Origin of the sequence: Microbacterium sp. RG1 (assembly GCF_005347485.1) — a bacterium.
Lineage (GTDB): Bacteria > Actinomycetota > Actinomycetes > Actinomycetales > Microbacteriaceae > Microbacterium > Microbacterium binotii_A.
The window spans coordinates 1,220,172-1,235,146 of record NZ_CP034121.1 but is presented as its reverse complement, the minus strand read 5'-3'; the positions used below and the strand labels follow the sequence as shown (position 1 = coordinate 1,235,146).

The following is a 14,975-nucleotide window of genomic DNA, read 5'->3' as shown; positions in this document are numbered from 1 at the left end:
GACGCGAATGGTGGGCGCGTCCGCCTCCTGCGTCGATCGTCCTCCGGATGCGGGTGGCAGCCGCGCCCGGTCAGCCGTGGATAAACCGGATCAGAATCCGAGCGCGGTGAGGTACGTGTTGCGGAAGGTGCCGCGCGGATCCAGCCGCTCCCGCAGCGCGACCGCGTCCTCGAACCGCGGGTAGCGCGCCCGGATGTCGGCGGGCGCCATCGTGAACACCTTGCCCCAGTGCGGGCGTGCGGCGTACGGGGCCAGAGCGTCTTCGATGCGGGGGAGTACCGCGCGCACGGCGTCTTCCTCACGCCGCCAGGTGAAGTGCAGGCCGACCGAGTCGCGACCGTACGCGCCGCTGAGCCACAGGTCGTCGGCGGCGATGGTGCGCACCTCGTTCACGAGGAGCAGCGGGAGAAACCGCGGGGACAGCTCCCGCAGCGCGCGGATGGCAGCGGGGGCGTCACGGCGGTCGACGAAGTACTCGCTCTGCAGCTCGTCCCCCTGCGACGGCGTGAAGCCGAGACGGAAGTGCGGCAGACGCTCGAGCCATGGACCCGCCGTTCCGCCCTGGACGGTGCAGTTCTCTGCGGAGACGCCCGGCAGCGGATGACGGGCTTCGGACGCGGGGGCGGCCCCCAACACGGACGCGGGTGCGGGAGCCTCTCCCACGCGAGCCTTCAGCCAGAGCTGATCGGCCACGTCGGGATCCGTCCAGGTGCTGAACAGGCTCACGCTGTGACCGAGCGAGGTCACCGCCGCAAGATCGGCCAGTGCGGCATCCCATGGCACCCGCTCGTAGACGGTCTGGGCGAGGTCGTAGGTCGGCTGGATGTCGAGCTCGACGTCCAGCACCACGCCGAACGCCCCCAGCGACACCACGACACCCGGGAACTCGGGGTCGCCGCGACGGAACCACCGCACGGTGCCGTCGGCGAGCAGCAGCTCAACGCCCGCGACGGATCCGGCGAGCGACCGATTGCGGTCACCGGACCCGTGTGTGCCCGTCGCGATGGCGCCGGCGACCGAGATGTGCGGCAGCGATGCGAGGTTTCCGAGCGCCCAGCCCGCGGCCTGCAGACGCTCGGCGACATCGCCGTAGCGCAGACCGCCGGACACCCGCGCGATGCGGGCAGCCGGATCGATCTCCACCCGTGCAGGGAGCGACGCCGTGGACAGCAGGATGCCGGAAGTGTCGGCGATCGCCGAGAACGAGTGTCGGGTGCCGAGCGCGCGCACCGCATCCGCATCGCGCACCGCGCGCACCGCATCCTCGCGGGTGGTCGGTGAGACGAGCTCGCCCGCGTACGCCAGGTTGCCGGCCCAGTTGTGCAGCGACATCAGCTCTCCTCGCGTCGTCGCGGTACGAAACGCGGCACCCATCGGATGAAGGCCCCCGCGCCCAGCAATCCCACCACGCCCATCGCCCCCGTCGCCACCGACAGCGACGTGAGGGCGGTGAGGGCGGTGAGCAGGAGCGGAGCGACGGCACCGCCCGCATCCGTGAGGGTGCGCCAGGAGCCGAGGAAGGCGGCGGGCTCGCTCTTCGGCGCGACGTCCGCCCCGAGCGTGAGCAGGATGCCGCTGGAGAGACCGTTTCCGACGCCGAGCACGGCCGCGAACATCGCGAACCACATGTTCGCCGAGCTCAGGTCATGCGTGAGCGACAGCGCGAGGAAGCCGGTGCCCATGAGGATCATGGCGGGTAGAGCCGCCCAGAGCCGGCCGAACCGATCCATGACCTGGCCGCTGGCATAGAAGAGCGCGAAGTCGATCGCACCGGAGACGCCGACCACGAGGGCGATGGTGGGGGCGTCGAGACCCAGAGATAGCCCCCACAGAGGCAGCACGACCTGACGCGCGGACCGGACGGCCGAGAGGGATGCCGCGGCGACACCGAGGCGGGAGAGCACCCGCCGGTGCTGCCACATCGTGCGGAAGACGCCCGCCCGCTCGTCGACCGGGATCGAGCCGGTGACGGGCTCGCCGCTGTCGTCCTCGGAGGCGGGCGCCCGGTCGGGAGCCTCGGCGGTCTTCTCCGGGTCGGGTCCCAGCAGCACAAGGAGAACGGTGGCGACGAGGCAGACGATGAAGAACCAGACCGCCGACAGCTCGTCACCGACGGCGAACAGGAGGCCCGCCGCGATGAACGGGCCGACGAATGTGCCGAACCGGAACGAGCCGCCAAGCAGCGAGAGGGCGCGTGCCCGGAACGCGATCGGAACCCGCGTCGTCATGAACGAGTGGCGGGCGAGGCCGAACGCGGCCGCGCAGAACCCGATCACGAACACGGCGACGGCCAGGACGGCCGTATTCGGCGAGAGCAGCATCGTCACGGAACCGGCGATGGCGAGTACGCCGCCGATCGCCATCGTGAGGCGCTCACCGAGTCGTGCCACCGACCAGCCCGCCGGGATGTTGCCGCAGAGCTGCCCCACGACGAGAAAGGAGGCGATGAACGCGGCCTCCGCGACATCCGCTCCGCGCTCGGCCGCGAGGATCGGGATGAGGGGGATCACCGCCCCTTCGCCGAGGGCGAAGAGGATCGTCGGGCCGTAGATCATCGGCGCGAACCGCCAGAGCAGAGAGCTGACGCGGTCGGACACGTGCATCCACGATACTCTGGAGTGCCATGCTCGAATTCGATCCGTCTGCCGACATCCAGGCCCTCCGCTCCACCTTCAGCGACATCAAAGCCGTCGTCGACGTCGACGCCCTCCGGGCGGAGATCGATCGGCTCTCCGACGAGGCCGGCGCGCCCGACCTCTGGGACGACGTCGAGAAGGCGCAGAAGGTCACCAGCGCCCTCAGCCACCGCCAGGCCGAGCTCAAGCGCGTCACCGAGGTCGAGCAGCGCCTCGACGACCTCGATGTGCTCGTCGAGCTCGCCAACGAGATGGACGACGAGGACTCCGCGGAGGAGGCGCGTCGCGAGATCGCCGAGCTCGAGGACGTCGTCGGCCAGCTCGAGGTGCAGACCCTCCTCGACGGCGAGTACGACTCCCGTTCGGCGGTCGTGACCATCCGCTCCGGTGCGGGCGGCGACGACGCCACCGACTTCGCCGAGATGCTCATGCGCATGTACCTGCGCTGGGCCGAGCGTCACAAGTACCCCGTCAAGGTCATGGACACCTCCTATGCCGAGGGCGCCGGCATCAAGTCCGCAACCTTCGAGGTCGACGCCCCTTACGCCTACGGAACGCTGTCGGTCGAGGCCGGCACGCACCGCCTCGCCCGCATCAGCCCGTTCGGCTCCGCCGACAAGCGGCAGACGAGCTTCGCCGCCGTCGAGGTCATCCCCGTCATGGAGGAGGCGCAGGAGGTCGAGGTCCCCGAGAACGACATCCGCGTCGACGTCTTCCGCTCGTCGGGGCCGGGCGGTCAGTCGGTCAACACGACCGACTCGGCGGTGCGCATCACCCACATCCCCACCGGCATCGTCGTCTCGATGCAGAACGAGAAGTCCCAGATCCAGAACCGCGCCGCCGCCATGCGCGTGCTGCAGACGCGCCTCATGCTGCTGCAGCGCGAGGAGGAGGCCGCGAAGAAGAAGGAGCTCGCCGGCACCATCACCGCGAGCTGGGGCGACCAGATGCGCTCCTACTTCCTTTACGGCCAGCAGTTGGTCAAGGACCTGCGCACCGGGCACGAGGTGGGCAACCCCGCCACGGTCTTCGACGGCGACCTCGACGGCTTCATCGCGGCCGGCATCCGCTGGCGCAAGCGCAAAGACGAGGACTGATCCGGCGCGCCGGGTGTCGTGGCCGGCATCCGTGAGAAGCGCGCTTAGGCTGTCACAGCCATGATCCGGTTCGAGAACGTCACCAAGCGGTATCGCGGCACCTCCCGACCTGCGCTGCAGAGCGTGGACTTCGAGGTGCAACGCGGAGAGTTCGTCTTTCTTGTGGGGGCGTCCGGCTCCGGCAAGTCGTCCTGTCTGCGCCTGATCCTGCGCGAAGACTCGCCCAGCGAGGGCCGTGTGGTCGTGCTCGGTCGCGACCTGCGCTCGGTGCCCAACCGCAAGGTCCCGTACTTCCGCCGTCAGATCGGCGCCGTCTTCCAGGACTTCCGGCTCCTGCCGACCAAGACGGTCTTCCAGAACGTGGCCTTCACGCTGCAGGTGATCGGGTCCTCCCGCGGGTTCATCCAGCAAGCGGTGCCTGAGGCGCTCGCGCTCGTCGGCCTCGACGGCAAGGAGAAGCGTCTGCCGCACGAGCTGTCCGGTGGTGAGCAGCAGCGCGTCGCGATCGCGCGCGCGCTGGTCAATCGGCCGCAGATCCTCCTGGCCGACGAGCCCACCGGAAACCTCGACCCCGCGACCTCGGTCGACATCATGCAGTTGCTCGCGCGCATCAACGCCGGAGGGACAACGGTCGTCATGGCGACGCACGAGGCCGGCTTCGTCGATCAGATGCAGCGCCGCGTCATCGAACTGCGTGGCGGCGAGATCGTTCGCGACGAGCGCCACGGCGGGTACGGCGACACCTCCGCCATCCCGCGCCTTGCGCCCGAGGTCGAGAAGGGCGCGGCAGCTGTCGCCGCCCTCACGGCCGTTCTCGACGTGCATCGCGAGATCTCAGAGACCGGTCAGATCGCGCCCGTGACGCTGGATGCGGCCGTCGCCGCCACCGAGCAGGCAGCGCGTGCCGAATCGGTACACGCGGCGGCGGTGGCGGAGGCGAAGGCCGCGGAAGCACTGGCGGCTCGTCTGGCCGAGGAGGAGCGTGCGAAGCGCCCCGATGCCGACCTGCCCGCAGAACTGGGACTCGCCGACCGCCTGGGCCTCGGTACGTCCGACGACGAGGTGGGACCCACGCGATGAGATTCGGACTGATCATGGGGGAGGCCCTCAGCGGCCTCCGTCGCAACGCATCGATGGTGATCTCCGTCGTGCTCGTGACCTTCGTGTCGCTGACCTTCGTGGGCGCGGCGGTGCTCATGCAGATGCAGATCGGCAAGATGAAGGACTTCTGGGTCGATCGTGCCCAGGTCGCGGTCTACATGTGCACCAGCGTGTCCACGGCCGGCACCTGCTCTGACGGCGTCGCCACCCAGGCGGAGATCGACCAGGTCACGGCGGAACTCAACGGGCCCGCTCTGTCGCCGCTCATCAAGGAGTTCACGTTCGAGACGAACGAGCAGGTGTACGAGAAGGCGATCCAGCAGCTGGGCTCGGAGTACGAGAACATCGTCACGCCCGACCAGTTCAACGCGACGTTCTCGATCAACCTCGTCGATCAGTCGCAGTCGGATGTGATCGCGGAGGCGTTCGGTGGCAGCAAGGGCGTCGAAGAGGTCAAAGACCAGATGCAGTACCTCGAGCCGCTGTTCTCGGCCCTCACGATCGCGACCTACGTCGCGGTCGGGATCGCGGGTCTGATGCTGGTGGCCGCCGTGCTGCTGATCGCGACCACCATCCGGCTGTCCGCGTTCGCGCGACGCAAGGAGCTCGGCATCATGCGCCTCGTGGGCGCCTCGAACAGGTTCATCCAGACGCCGTTCATCCTCGAGGGCGTCTTCGCCGCGCTGATCGGTTCGGCTCTTGCGAGCGTCGGCGTCTGGGCGACGGTGGAGTTCGGTATCAACGGGTACCTGCGTCAACGCATCGGGTTCGTCACCACGTGGGTGGGGTACGCCGATCTCGCCCTCGTCATCCCGGTCATCGTCGTGATCGGCGTCTTGTTGGCCGCGCTGTCAGCCGGATTCGCCATACGCCGGTGGTTGCGAGCCTGATACGTGAGGCGCTGCGCTTGCTAGACTGATGGGCTGCCGCGCGCCGTGCGGTCGCACGAAGGAGAGAGCATGCCCAGGGAACGCGGAGAGAAGGTCGTCGCGACCAACCGCCGCGCGCGCCACGACTACACCGTCGAGAAGACGTACGAGGCCGGCCTCGTGCTCACCGGCACCGAGGTGAAGTCGTTGCGTCAGGGGCGCGCCAACCTGACCGACGGCTACGCCTACATCCAGGGCGGCGAGGCGTTCCTCGACGCCGTCCACATCCCCGAGTACTCCCAGGGGCACTGGACGAACCATTCGGCCAAGCGCACGCGCAAGCTCCTCCTGCACAAGGAGGAGATCGTGAAGCTGTCGCACGCGGTCTCCGCCGGCGGCTACACGCTCGTACCCCTTCGCCTCTACTTCTCCGATGGGCGTGCGAAGGTCGAACTCGGTGTCGCGAAGGGCAAGCGGGAGTACGACAAGCGCCAGACCCTGCGAGAACGGCAGGACACCCGCGAAGCCGAGCGCGCGATGCGCCTCCGCAACCGTGTCGGGGAGTGATCGAACGATGGGTCCGCGCCGCACGCACGTAGGCGGCATCGCCCGATGACCCGTCCGAACCTCCTCTTCCACATCACAGCGCTTCCTCCTTGGCGGCGGAGCACCGTGGTGGCAGCGATTCTGCTGCTCGGCTTCGTGCTCGCGTCGGCGTTCGCGCTCGGCCAGGCGGGGGAGCAGCCGACGTCGTGGTGGTGGCCGGCCGCGGGCGCCGGTGCCGCCGCAGCCCTGAGCGCCGCTCCACGCTACGTGCCCCTGGTCATCCTCGTCGCCTCGCTGCTCACCGCGACCGCATCCGCTCTCGCAGGGCGTCCGCCTCTCGTCGTCACGGCGAGCTTGGTCGGCACCGCCGCCGAGATCGCCGTCATGGTGGCGGGGCTCACCCCGAAGGGTGCGGCCCCACGGTTGTCGACGACGCGGGACGTCGGCCGTTTCATCCTGACCGCGGTCGCTGCCGCGGCGGCGCTCGCGCTCGTCGTCGCGGGCGCGGCGGCAGCGGCCGGCGGCGACTTCGCGGCGCGGTTCGTGGGAACCGGGGCCTCCCACCTCTCCGCGCTCCTGCTCATCGTGCCGCTCGTGCTCATCGACCGTTCGAGCCAGCGCCCGGGGCCGTGGTGGCACGCCGTCACGCTCACTGCGGCGATCGCCCTCCTCGTCGCTGTCGCGTTCGGACCTTTCGCCTCGGCGCCCCTGTCGTTCCTGCCGGTCCCTCTGCTCGCGTGGGCGGCGTTCTCGCAGACGATGTTCGTGGCGATCGGGCAGGTGCTGCTGGCGGTGTCGCTGGCGAGCGGCCTGACGCTGGCCGGATTCGGGCCGTTCGCCAACGCCGAAGGCCTGCTGCCGACCAGCACTCTGCTGCAGGTCTACGCGGTGGCCATCGCCATCACCTGCCTGGTGATCGCGACGCAGCGCGCGGAACGCAGAGAACTCGAGGACCGGCAGGATGCTGTGCTGCGGCTGCTGCGCGATGCGTTCGCGCGCTCCCGCACCGGATTCCTCGTCACACAGGTGCGGGAGTCGCGCAGGCTCCGGGTCCTGGAGGCGAACGATGTGGCCGCGGAACTCTTCAACGGGCAGCTGGTGCATGCGGACGGCGCGTGGCGGGTTCTCGACGACACCCCCCTTCGCCGCATCCTGGGGGACGCCGGCGATCAGGAGCGCTCGCACGAGAGCGACGAGCTGGGTCAGGATGCGGTGCCGGCACGATTCTGGGTCGATCCGATCATGCGGCCCGAGCTCGGTCGCATCCTGCTCGTCACGATCGAGGACCTGCGCCCGGTGCGCGCTGTCGAGCAGGCGATGGCGAGCCAGCTGGACCGTGAGCGGCATGTCAGCGAGGCGCTGCGCGAGCTCAACCACAAGCAGGACGCGTTCGTCGCCAGCGTCTCCCACGAGCTGCGCACACCCATCACGGCGATCGTGGGGTACGCGGAGGAGCTCGAGGACAGCGTCACGGATCCGGACCAGAAGGCGTACGTCGAGGTCATCAGCCGCAACGCCGATCGGCTGGCGACACTGGTGTCCAACTCCCTTCGGGCCGCGACCATCACGCAGCCCCCGGTCGGGGTGCACGGCACGCGCGTCGTGGATCTGGCGCGGATCGTCACGGACTCCCTCGAAGACCTGCGCTACCGGATCGACGAGCGCCTTCTCCGCGTAGACAGCGACGTCCAGGGGTCGCTGCCGGTGCGAGCCAACGAGGCCGAGCTTGGACAGATCGTCACGAACCTGCTCACCAACGCGATCAAGTTCTCGCCCGAGCAGGGCTCGATCCGCGTGACCGCGGGGCCCATCGGTCACGCCGCGCTCGTCGAGATCGAAGACCACGGCCCCGGCATCAGCGAACAGGACAGGGCCCGCGTCTTCGAACGGTTCTACCGCAGTCCGCAGGCGGTGAGCGATGGCGTACCGGGCTCGGGGATAGGTCTGTCCGTAGCACAGGCGCTGGCGGGAGCAATGGGCGGCGCGATCGTGCTGTCGGAGGGGGAGAGAGGCGGAACGCTCGCCACTCTGCGACTCCCGCTGTCGGAAGAGCCTCTCAGCGAGCGCTGAACCGGGCCTCTATCCCGACCGCGACGACGACCTCGTCCGGGCGGACCACGATCCCGCTGTCCGCGGCCACGGATTTCATCATCATCGGTCCCGCCGCCGCGGATTCGGATGACAGGAGCCCCGCGTCCGCGACCTCGATCGCGGTCACGTGGTGCAGGCCGAGCGATGCGGCGTACGAGCGCGCGCGAGCGACCGCATCCTCCACCGCGGCACGCGCGACCCGGTCGCGTGCATCCAGCGCGGTCGCTTCTGTCAGTCGCCAATCGATGCCGTCCAACTGGACGGCGGGATCGGTGGTGGCGGCGTCGATCCACGCTGACAGGGCATCCGCATCGTCGAACACGGCCCGGAACTCGAGCGAGGCGTGGTGGACGGGGTCCAGGCGGGACCCGTCGGGTCCCCACGGGCGATCGGTGAAGACCTGAGCGCGTGAACTGGTCCACGACACGAGGTCGTCGGAGGCCGCACGCCGTTCGAGGTCATCGCGCACCCGCTGGCCGGATGCCGCGAGCCGGGCCATCGCCTCAGCACGGTCGATGTGCTCGACGCGCACCCCGATACGGGCGACGCCCTCTTCGGGGGAGATGCGTTCCTCATGGGATCCGCGGACCGTGATCGTGACGTCCTCGCTCATGCGGGACAGCCTACGGAGGTTCAGTCGGGAAAGATCTGCCCGACGGGGAGTCGCTTCTCGGCCTGGAAGGTGTCCTCGCTGCGACCGGCCGCCCAATAGGCGGACAGTGAAAGGTCGTGACGCGCGACGCCGCGTTCCGCGAAGACCGCGCGCAGCCTCTTCATCGCCTCCCGTTCGCCGTGCGCGAAGACCTGGACGCGACCCGAAGGCCACGTCGTGCTCAGGACGGCGTCGACCAGAAGCGAACCGGGGGAGTCGTGATCTTCGTCGACCCAGGTGACGTCGACGGTTCCGGGCAGTGGGATGCGGTGCGTACCCGACCGCGTCTCGACGATGGCCGTGGCGTGCGCCCCTTCTGGCAGGGCTTCCACCGCGGCGGCGATCGCGGGGAGGGCCGACTCGTCGCCGACGAGAAACACGTGGTCGGCCGCGGGGTCAGGACGGAATCCGCCGCCGGGGCCCGCGAAGGTGAGCAGGTCCCCGGGCCGCGCCGAGGCCGCCCAGCGACCTGCGACGCCCGTGTCGCCGTGGGTGACGATGTCGATGTCGAGTGTGCGCGCCACGTGATCCACGCTGCGCACCGTGTAGGTGCGTACGCTCGGCAGGCGATCGAAGGGGAGGCGTTCACGCAGCTCCGCCATGTCGAACGGCGGCGTGAGGTCGCTGCCGGCTGGGGGGATGTGGAGCTTCACGTACTTGTCGGTCTCGTCGCGGTCCATGAACGCATCGAAGCCGCTTCCGCCGAGGGTCACACGCACCATCCCGGGAGTGAGCAACGTGGTGCGGACGACCTCGAGTGTCACCTGCGGACGGGGAGGGCGGCGAGGAGGGGTCACGCTTCGATGCTATCCAGGGCGATGCGCCCGAAGGCCCGCGGGAATGGCGAGGGAGCCGCATCCGTTGTAGTCTGTAATGCTCGCGGGTTCCGCCCGTGAGGTGACAACTCCACAGAGCGACAATGGTTCCTTCCACCGAAGGGTTCACGGGGATGATCGGTTTCGACATCGCCTGCGAATCGCCGAGAAGCGGGCCGAGGATGCAGGGTTATCTCGTAAACGCTCCCTGTAAACCAATAAGTGCCGAATCCAAGCGCACTGACTTCGCCCTCGCTGCCTAAGCGAGCCCGATAGTCCGTCAGACCGTGTGTGATCCCGCCACGGACCCTGGCGTCATCTAGGGATCTTGCTACGTACCGGCGTCTGGACGGTGCGTGGGACTCTTCCCAGGCTGGGCTCGTCGACTTATGTGTCTGTGCTAAAAGTCGGAGCCGAGCAGAACGTCTCCACAGACTGCGCCCGGAGAAGCCGCCGTATCACAGCGATGGACGGGGGTTCGATTCCCCCCATCTCCACCAACCGTTGTCGCTCACGCGAGTGCGAGAGGCCGTCCTTCGGGGCGGCCTCTTCCACTCGACGGGGATGCTGCAGAGCGCTACTGTGCCGGGAAGACGAACACGGCGGTCACGTGTAAGGGAGGTGTCTCCTTGGTGGCAACGGGCATTGATCCTTCCCGTCGACAGGGACTTCGTTGGCTAAGAGTCATCAGCGGTGTGCTCCTGGGGATCGCAGCAGCCTTGCTGATCCTTTACGCGACATCCCTGGCAGCGAATGTGGTCTGGGGCGGTGGATACTCCATCCACCCGATGTCGCTCGTCTCTCTCGCAGTGGTCGGCGTCGCCGTCACGGTGCTTGCTTGGCGATGGCCGATCGTGGGCCTGGCCGCCGGATCGGCCGTGCTCGCCCTCGTGGCGGTGGCGATCTGGTCACGTCTGGCATGGGTTTCGACCGGTTCGGCACTCGATCCGTTCAACGCGATCGCGTTCGCCGCCGCCAGCGCGTACCCGACGCTGATGGGGGCGACGGCGATCACCGTCTCCGCACTCAGGCTGAAAGATCACTCGCGCGCGTAGCCCCTACGTCTTGCTGGGGCGCATTCGAAACGGTCGCGCAGACCGCCCGCCGCCTCTCCGAGCTCGGGATGCTCGGCTGAGCGGTGTCCTAGGGTGGAGGGGACCGCGCCGCTGGGGTGATGGCGGTCTGACTGGAGAGATTCATGCCGTCAGCGACGAAGAACGTCGGAATCATGCTGCCTCGCGACCTGCCCGTCTCGGAGATCCTGGGCTTCGCGCGGAGCGCCGAGGAAGCAGGCTTCGACGAGCTCTGGGTGGTCGAGGACCTCGGCTACCGAGGGGGGATTGCGCAGGCGGCATCGGTGCTCGCGGTGACCTCCCGTGTGACGGTCGGCGTGGGGATCCTGCCCGCCGCGGTGCGGAACGTCGCCTTCGCGGCCATGGAGATCGCGACGCTCGCGCAACTGTACCCGGGGCGCCTCGTCGTCGGTATCGGTCACGGCATGCCCGGCTGGCTGACGTCGGTCGGTGCGTGGCCCCAGAAGCCGCTGACGTTCCTCCGCGAGTACGTCGTCGCCCTCCGAGCGCTCCTGGAGGGTGCCGAGGGGCCGAAGCGCGGCACGTACGTCGATGTGGAAGGACTGCGTCTGAGCGAGGTCCCCGAGATTGTTCCTCCGCTCGTGCTCGGCGTCCGCGGACCGAAGTCGCTCGCTGCGGTCGGCGAGATCGCGGACGGGGTGGTGCTCGCAGAACCCGCCGCGCCCGAGTACATCGCTCACGCCCTGGCGCAGATCGGCGACGTCGAGACCCGCGTGATCACCTACGATCTGGCGGTCGTGGCAGGCACTGCGGATGCGGCGCAGGCGATCCTCCGACCGGCTCTGGCCGTCCTGGCCGAGACCGACTGGCGACCCCACCTTCTGCCTCTGCCGTACGCGGAGGAGCTACTGCAGCGCGCGGCGGAGCTTCCCGTCGACACGTTCACCCAGACGCTGCCCTCGGAGTGGGTGGCCGAGCTGACACTGTCGGGCACGGTCGACGAGGTGCGCGCCGGCATCCAGCGGCGTCATGACGCCGGCGCGACCACGGTCGTGTTCATCCCGGTGGGGGAGAACCCGAGCGCGGCGATCCATGCCCTCGCTGAAGCTCTTCCGGATCGACGCTGACAGGGCGGTGCTCTTGCTCGGCGGAACTCAGACCCGTCGGTACTGCGCCGTCACAGGGCAGTCGAAAGGATCGCTGGCCGCGAGGCCCACACGGTTGAGGTACTCGATGACGATCGCGTACGAACGCACGAGCGAGGTCTCCGTGTAGGGCACGTCGTTCGCACGGCAGAAGTCCCGCACGATCTCGCGCGTCTTCGCCAGGTACGGGCGCGCCATGCTCGGGAAGAGGTGGTGCTCGACCTGGTAGTTGAGCCCGCCCATGAGGGCGGTGGCCCACCATCCGCCGCGGATGTTGCGCGAAGTGCGCACCTGCTTCGAGAAGAAGTCGAGCTTCGCGTCGGGAGCGATCACGGGCATGCCCTTGTGGTTGGGAGCGAAGGAGGCGCCCATGTACACGCCGAAGACGGCGAACATGACGCCGAGGAAGGCGAACGCCATACCCACGGGGAGCGCCAGGAAGACGGCGGCGAAGATGATCGCGAAACGTCCACCGATCAGGGCGAGCTCGGTGCCGCGACCCTTGATCGGTCCACGCGACAGCAGGTGCTTCACGCTCAGGAAGTGCAGGTTCAGCCCCTCGAGCGTCAGTAGCGGGAAGAAGAACCACCCCTGCTTGCGTGTGATGAGGCGTCGGAGACCGCGCGCTGCGGCCGCATCCTCGTCAAGGAACGAGATCGTGTCGACCTCGATGTCGGGGTCTTTGCCGACCCGGTTCGGGTTGGCGTGGTGACGGCTGTGCTTGGAGTCCCACCACGAGTAGCTGGTGCCGACGAGCCCGATGAGGACACGGGCGAGCCGGTCGTTGGCGGGACCGGTCGCGAGGATCTGACGGTGTGCCGCTTCGTGGCCGAGGAAAGCCACCTGAGTGAAGATCACGCCGAGGGCCGCCGCGATCAGCAACTGGAGCCAGCTGTCGCCGAGGAGGATGAAGCCGGTGACGGCGCCACCGAAGGACAGGGTGAGTGCGACGCCGACGAGGGTGTAGAACCAGGCGGCGCGTCGCAGAAGTCCTGTCTCTCGCACCACCTCCGAGACCTGGCTGTACGCGCGGCCGATCGGGGGGAAATCTTCTTTTCGGGCGTAGGTCTGGCGGATCGGTCCGAGTGTTGCGTGGGGGGATGCAAGCGTGGCGGAGATAAGAGATGCCCGTCCTGTATGGCGGCCGGCTTCGGCCGTCGGTGCGAGTCTCCGACGAGTGCCGAAGCCTGCGGCCCACGCTAACCGTGGCCACATGCCGCCAGCTGTATGTAGCCGGTGCATCGTCTGCCGATGCGCATAACCGGGGCGGATGCTAGACTGAAGCAACCCCGCAACCGGGGCAGCAGGTGAGTAACAGATGTCGGCTCATGGAAGAGCGATGTTCTTCTCCGCCGAAGCAACCGCACCTCGGGTGCCTCTGATCCTTCTCGTGTGCAGTGTCCGCGAGTCCTGAAAGTTCTTGTGTTTAACCCCATCCCCACCGGTCCTGAGATCGCGACGGCGCCTGTGTGGCGCCAAGCCGACGACGCCGTCTTCGTGGCGACCATCGCCGGCGAGTACGCGGGTTTCGTGGAGTCCATCGACGACGTCCATGTCGCGCACAGCGCGCTCGGCGAGTGCGTCGGTGTCTTCGCGGAGCAAGAGGACGCTTTCGTCGCCGTAGTAGCGGCACGGACGTTTTCCGCATACGCTCGCGAACACGCGGACAAGTTCCGCGTCCCACATCGTCCGTTCCGTAGACATAGGAACGGCACACCCGGTCGCCCCGGCGGCCAAAACAACAGAAGGAAAGACACGATGGCCACTGGCACCGTGAAATGGTTCAACTCCGAGAAGGGCTACGGCTTCATCGCTCCCGATGACGGCTCCGCCGATCTCTTCGCACACTTCAGCGCGATCGCTGGCAACGGCTTCAAGGAGCTCCGCGAAGACCAGAAGGTCGAGTTCGACGCCGAGCAGGGCCCCAAGGGCATGCAGGCCGCGAACATCCGCGCGCTCTGACGATTCGTCGTCTCAGAAGGCCCCCGCAGCACGGCTGCGGGGGCCTTCGTCTTGCACTCGGCCGGCTCGGATCCGTGAGAGCATGTGCTTCGGGGTCCGCCCGATGACGCACGATGTGCATGAGAATGCGCGGGAGGAATGCCATGCCGTTTCGAAGCCTCGAGATGCTCGAGTCCTGGCTCGTCGAGTTCCGCGAGCTCGGATACCCGATCGCCGGAACGGTGAAGGTGATCCCGCAGGACAGCGAGTTCGGCAGTGACACCGGACTGGTGGGTGTACGCCTGATGAACGCCCAGACCGTGACGTACATCCAGCCCGCCGAGCCGGGCTCGACGACCTGGGTCGTGACGTTCGAGGCGCGGGACACTGACCTCCAGTTGGATGCGGCAGGCGCATTCCGTCTGTCCATGGAACTCGCCATGGTCTCAGCCCTGTGCACCTTCCTGCAGACGAAGTCGAAGGCGTACATGGCCAACGTCGCCGTTTGACTCACGCGCCCCGCGCGACGCTCTCCTCAGTGAGGCGACTCAGCAGTGCGGCGAGTTCGTCAGAGCGTTCGGCGAGGTTCGTCTCCACCGCCTGTTCGAAGCGACGGTCGAACTCGGTCAGGGCCGACCACGGCTCGGACGTCAGATCCACCGTCGCAGTGATGTGGTTACCGCGACGGTCTTCGGCATCCGACTCGCGACGTGCAAGTCCGCGCTCGACCAGACGATCGACGAGAGATGTGACACCGGCGGAAGTGATGCCCAGATAGTCCCGAAGAGCGGAGGGGCGCACGCCGGGATTGTCGACCACGAAGAGAAGTGCGCGTGCGTCGACTTCACTGATGCGCAGCTCTTTGCGCGCGGCGACGAGCGCATCGTTCCGGGCAGCCGAGTAGGCGTTCAGGGCGCGCGAGAGTTTCGAGGTCGAGGCGGCTTCGCTGGACATCCGCATAGTCCTCCGTCGGTCGGGTAGTACCGCTGGACAGCTTAGCCAGGCTTGGACGTTTATTTAGCTATGTAACTAAAATGAGGGATATCTC

Annotated in this window: 16 protein-coding genes and 1 other RNA gene; 10 read left to right on the top strand and 7 right to left on the bottom strand. The window is 68.0% G+C overall.

From position 1 onward, the window contains the following. Window positions 1-90: 90 nt before the first annotated feature. Together EHF32_RS05950 and EHF32_RS05945 are read right to left on the bottom strand one after the other, a co-directional pair. Window positions 91-1,332 carry an FAD-binding protein gene (locus EHF32_RS05950; protein WP_137417324.1) on the bottom strand — a complete coding sequence of 414 codons (1,242 nt, stop codon included), beginning with the start codon at window positions 1,330-1,332 and terminating at the stop codon, window positions 91-93. Next, the gene (locus EHF32_RS05945) at window positions 1,332-2,603 is read right to left on the bottom strand and encodes an MFS transporter (protein ID WP_137417323.1); all 1,272 of its coding nucleotides are present in this window, start codon (window positions 2,601-2,603) and stop codon (window positions 1,332-1,334) included. The genes EHF32_RS05950 and EHF32_RS05945 overlap by 1 nt, the downstream gene beginning before the upstream one ends. A gap of 20 nt (window positions 2,604-2,623) precedes the next feature. On the opposite strand from EHF32_RS05945, the gene prfB reads away from it, so the two are divergent. The 5 genes from prfB (at window position 2,624) to EHF32_RS05920 (ending at window position 8,319) form a co-directional block, all read left to right on the top strand. Beyond that, on the top strand, window positions 2,624-3,733 hold the full coding sequence (gene prfB, locus EHF32_RS05940) for a peptide chain release factor 2 (RefSeq protein ID WP_137417322.1): 1,110 nt from the start codon (window positions 2,624-2,626) through the stop codon (window positions 3,731-3,733). Between the two features lie 60 nt (window positions 3,734-3,793). After that, complete coding sequence (ftsE, locus tag EHF32_RS05935) at window positions 3,794-4,813, top strand: cell division ATP-binding protein FtsE (protein ID WP_137417321.1); 1,020 nt, start codon at window positions 3,794-3,796, stop codon at window positions 4,811-4,813. Continuing rightward, complete coding sequence (gene ftsX / locus EHF32_RS05930; RefSeq protein ID WP_137417320.1) at window positions 4,810-5,724, top strand: permease-like cell division protein FtsX; 915 nt, start codon at window positions 4,810-4,812, stop codon at window positions 5,722-5,724. Before ftsE ends, ftsX begins: the two co-directional genes overlap by 4 nt. Window positions 5,725-5,793: 69 nt before the next feature. Then, entirely contained in the window at window positions 5,794-6,270 is a 477-nt protein-coding gene (gene smpB, locus EHF32_RS05925) for an SsrA-binding protein SmpB (protein ID WP_137417319.1), read from the top strand. 108 nt (window positions 6,271-6,378) lie between these two features. Beyond that, window positions 6,379-8,319 carry a sensor histidine kinase gene (locus tag EHF32_RS05920; protein WP_161594064.1) on the top strand — a complete coding sequence of 647 codons (1,941 nt, stop codon included), beginning with the start codon at window positions 6,379-6,381 and terminating at the stop codon, window positions 8,317-8,319. Here EHF32_RS05920 and EHF32_RS05915 read toward each other — a convergent pair. Both EHF32_RS05915 and EHF32_RS05910 read right to left on the bottom strand, forming a co-directional pair. Continuing rightward, complete coding sequence (locus tag EHF32_RS05915; RefSeq protein ID WP_137417316.1) at window positions 8,306-8,953, bottom strand: SIMPL domain-containing protein; 648 nt, start codon at window positions 8,951-8,953, stop codon at window positions 8,306-8,308. The two genes, EHF32_RS05920 and EHF32_RS05915, sit on opposite strands and share 14 nt — an antisense overlap. A 20-nt stretch (window positions 8,954-8,973) precedes the next feature. Then, window positions 8,974-9,789, bottom strand: coding sequence for a siderophore-interacting protein (locus EHF32_RS05910; protein ID WP_238343806.1), 816 nt, complete (start codon window positions 9,787-9,789; stop codon window positions 8,974-8,976). A gap of 148 nt (window positions 9,790-9,937) precedes the next feature. Here EHF32_RS05910 and ssrA point away from each other — a divergent pair. From ssrA to EHF32_RS05895, 3 genes are all read left to right on the top strand, one after another. After that, window positions 9,938-10,307, top strand: a transfer-messenger RNA (tmRNA) gene (ssrA, locus tag EHF32_RS05905). Between the two features lie 195 nt (window positions 10,308-10,502). Then, complete coding sequence (locus EHF32_RS05900; RefSeq protein ID WP_137417314.1) at window positions 10,503-10,862, top strand: hypothetical protein; 360 nt, start codon at window positions 10,503-10,505, stop codon at window positions 10,860-10,862. A 143-nt stretch (window positions 10,863-11,005) separates the two neighbouring features. Further along, window positions 11,006-11,968: an LLM class flavin-dependent oxidoreductase gene (locus tag EHF32_RS05895; RefSeq protein WP_137417312.1), complete on the top strand. Its 963-nt coding sequence runs from the start codon at window positions 11,006-11,008 to the stop codon at window positions 11,966-11,968. A 27-nt stretch (window positions 11,969-11,995) separates the two neighbouring features. Here the strand turns inward: EHF32_RS05895 and EHF32_RS05890 are convergent, their stop codons facing one another. Together EHF32_RS05890 and EHF32_RS05885 are read right to left on the bottom strand one after the other, a co-directional pair. After that, window positions 11,996-13,105: a fatty acid desaturase family protein gene (locus tag EHF32_RS05890; protein ID WP_443189866.1), complete on the bottom strand. Its 1,110-nt coding sequence runs from the start codon at window positions 13,103-13,105 to the stop codon at window positions 11,996-11,998. A 207-nt stretch (window positions 13,106-13,312) separates the two neighbouring features. Continuing rightward, window positions 13,313-13,672, bottom strand: a complete 360-nt coding sequence (locus EHF32_RS05885; protein WP_137417308.1) for a hypothetical protein — start codon at window positions 13,670-13,672, stop codon at window positions 13,313-13,315. A 72-nt stretch (window positions 13,673-13,744) separates the two neighbouring features. Between EHF32_RS05885 and EHF32_RS05880 the strand changes: the two genes are divergently transcribed. Further along, complete coding sequence (locus EHF32_RS05880) at window positions 13,745-13,948, top strand: cold-shock protein (protein ID WP_137417306.1); 204 nt, start codon at window positions 13,745-13,747, stop codon at window positions 13,946-13,948. 143 nt (window positions 13,949-14,091) lie between these two features. Then, window positions 14,092-14,436 carry a hypothetical protein gene (locus EHF32_RS05875; RefSeq protein WP_137417305.1) on the top strand — a complete coding sequence of 115 codons (345 nt, stop codon included), beginning with the start codon at window positions 14,092-14,094 and terminating at the stop codon, window positions 14,434-14,436. A 1-nt stretch (window position 14,437) separates the two neighbouring features. Here the strand turns inward: EHF32_RS05875 and EHF32_RS05870 are convergent, their stop codons facing one another. Beyond that, window positions 14,438-14,881, bottom strand: a complete 444-nt coding sequence (locus EHF32_RS05870) for a MarR family winged helix-turn-helix transcriptional regulator (RefSeq protein ID WP_238343805.1) — start codon at window positions 14,879-14,881, stop codon at window positions 14,438-14,440. Between the last annotated feature and the right edge of the window lie 94 nt (window positions 14,882-14,975).

Excerpts from the sequence above, each read along its gene's own strand:
- EHF32_RS05950 (WP_137417324.1), bottom strand. The coding sequence starts at position 1,332 with ATGTCGCTGCACAACTGGGCCGGCAACCTGGCGTACGCGGGCGAGCTC.
- EHF32_RS05945 (WP_137417323.1), bottom strand. The coding sequence starts at position 2,603 with ATGCACGTGTCCGACCGCGTCAGCTCTCTGCTCTGGCGGTTCGCGCCG.
- prfB (WP_137417322.1), top strand. The coding sequence starts at position 2,624 with ATGCTCGAATTCGATCCGTCTGCCGACATCCAGGCCCTCCGCTCCACC.
- ftsE (WP_137417321.1), top strand. The coding sequence starts at position 3,794 with ATGATCCGGTTCGAGAACGTCACCAAGCGGTATCGCGGCACCTCCCGA.
- ftsX (WP_137417320.1), top strand. The coding sequence starts at position 4,810 with ATGAGATTCGGACTGATCATGGGGGAGGCCCTCAGCGGCCTCCGTCGC.
- smpB (WP_137417319.1), top strand. The coding sequence starts at position 5,794 with ATGCCCAGGGAACGCGGAGAGAAGGTCGTCGCGACCAACCGCCGCGCG.
- EHF32_RS05915 (WP_137417316.1), bottom strand. The coding sequence starts at position 8,953 with ATGAGCGAGGACGTCACGATCACGGTCCGCGGATCCCATGAGGAACGC.
- EHF32_RS05895 (WP_137417312.1), top strand. The coding sequence starts at position 11,006 with ATGCCGTCAGCGACGAAGAACGTCGGAATCATGCTGCCTCGCGACCTG.
- EHF32_RS05885 (WP_137417308.1), bottom strand. The coding sequence starts at position 13,672 with ATGTGGGACGCGGAACTTGTCCGCGTGTTCGCGAGCGTATGCGGAAAA.
- EHF32_RS05880 (WP_137417306.1), top strand. The coding sequence starts at position 13,745 with ATGGCCACTGGCACCGTGAAATGGTTCAACTCCGAGAAGGGCTACGGC.
- EHF32_RS05875 (WP_137417305.1), top strand. The coding sequence starts at position 14,092 with ATGCCGTTTCGAAGCCTCGAGATGCTCGAGTCCTGGCTCGTCGAGTTC.
- EHF32_RS05870 (WP_238343805.1), bottom strand. The coding sequence starts at position 14,881 with ATGTCCAGCGAAGCCGCCTCGACCTCGAAACTCTCGCGCGCCCTGAAC.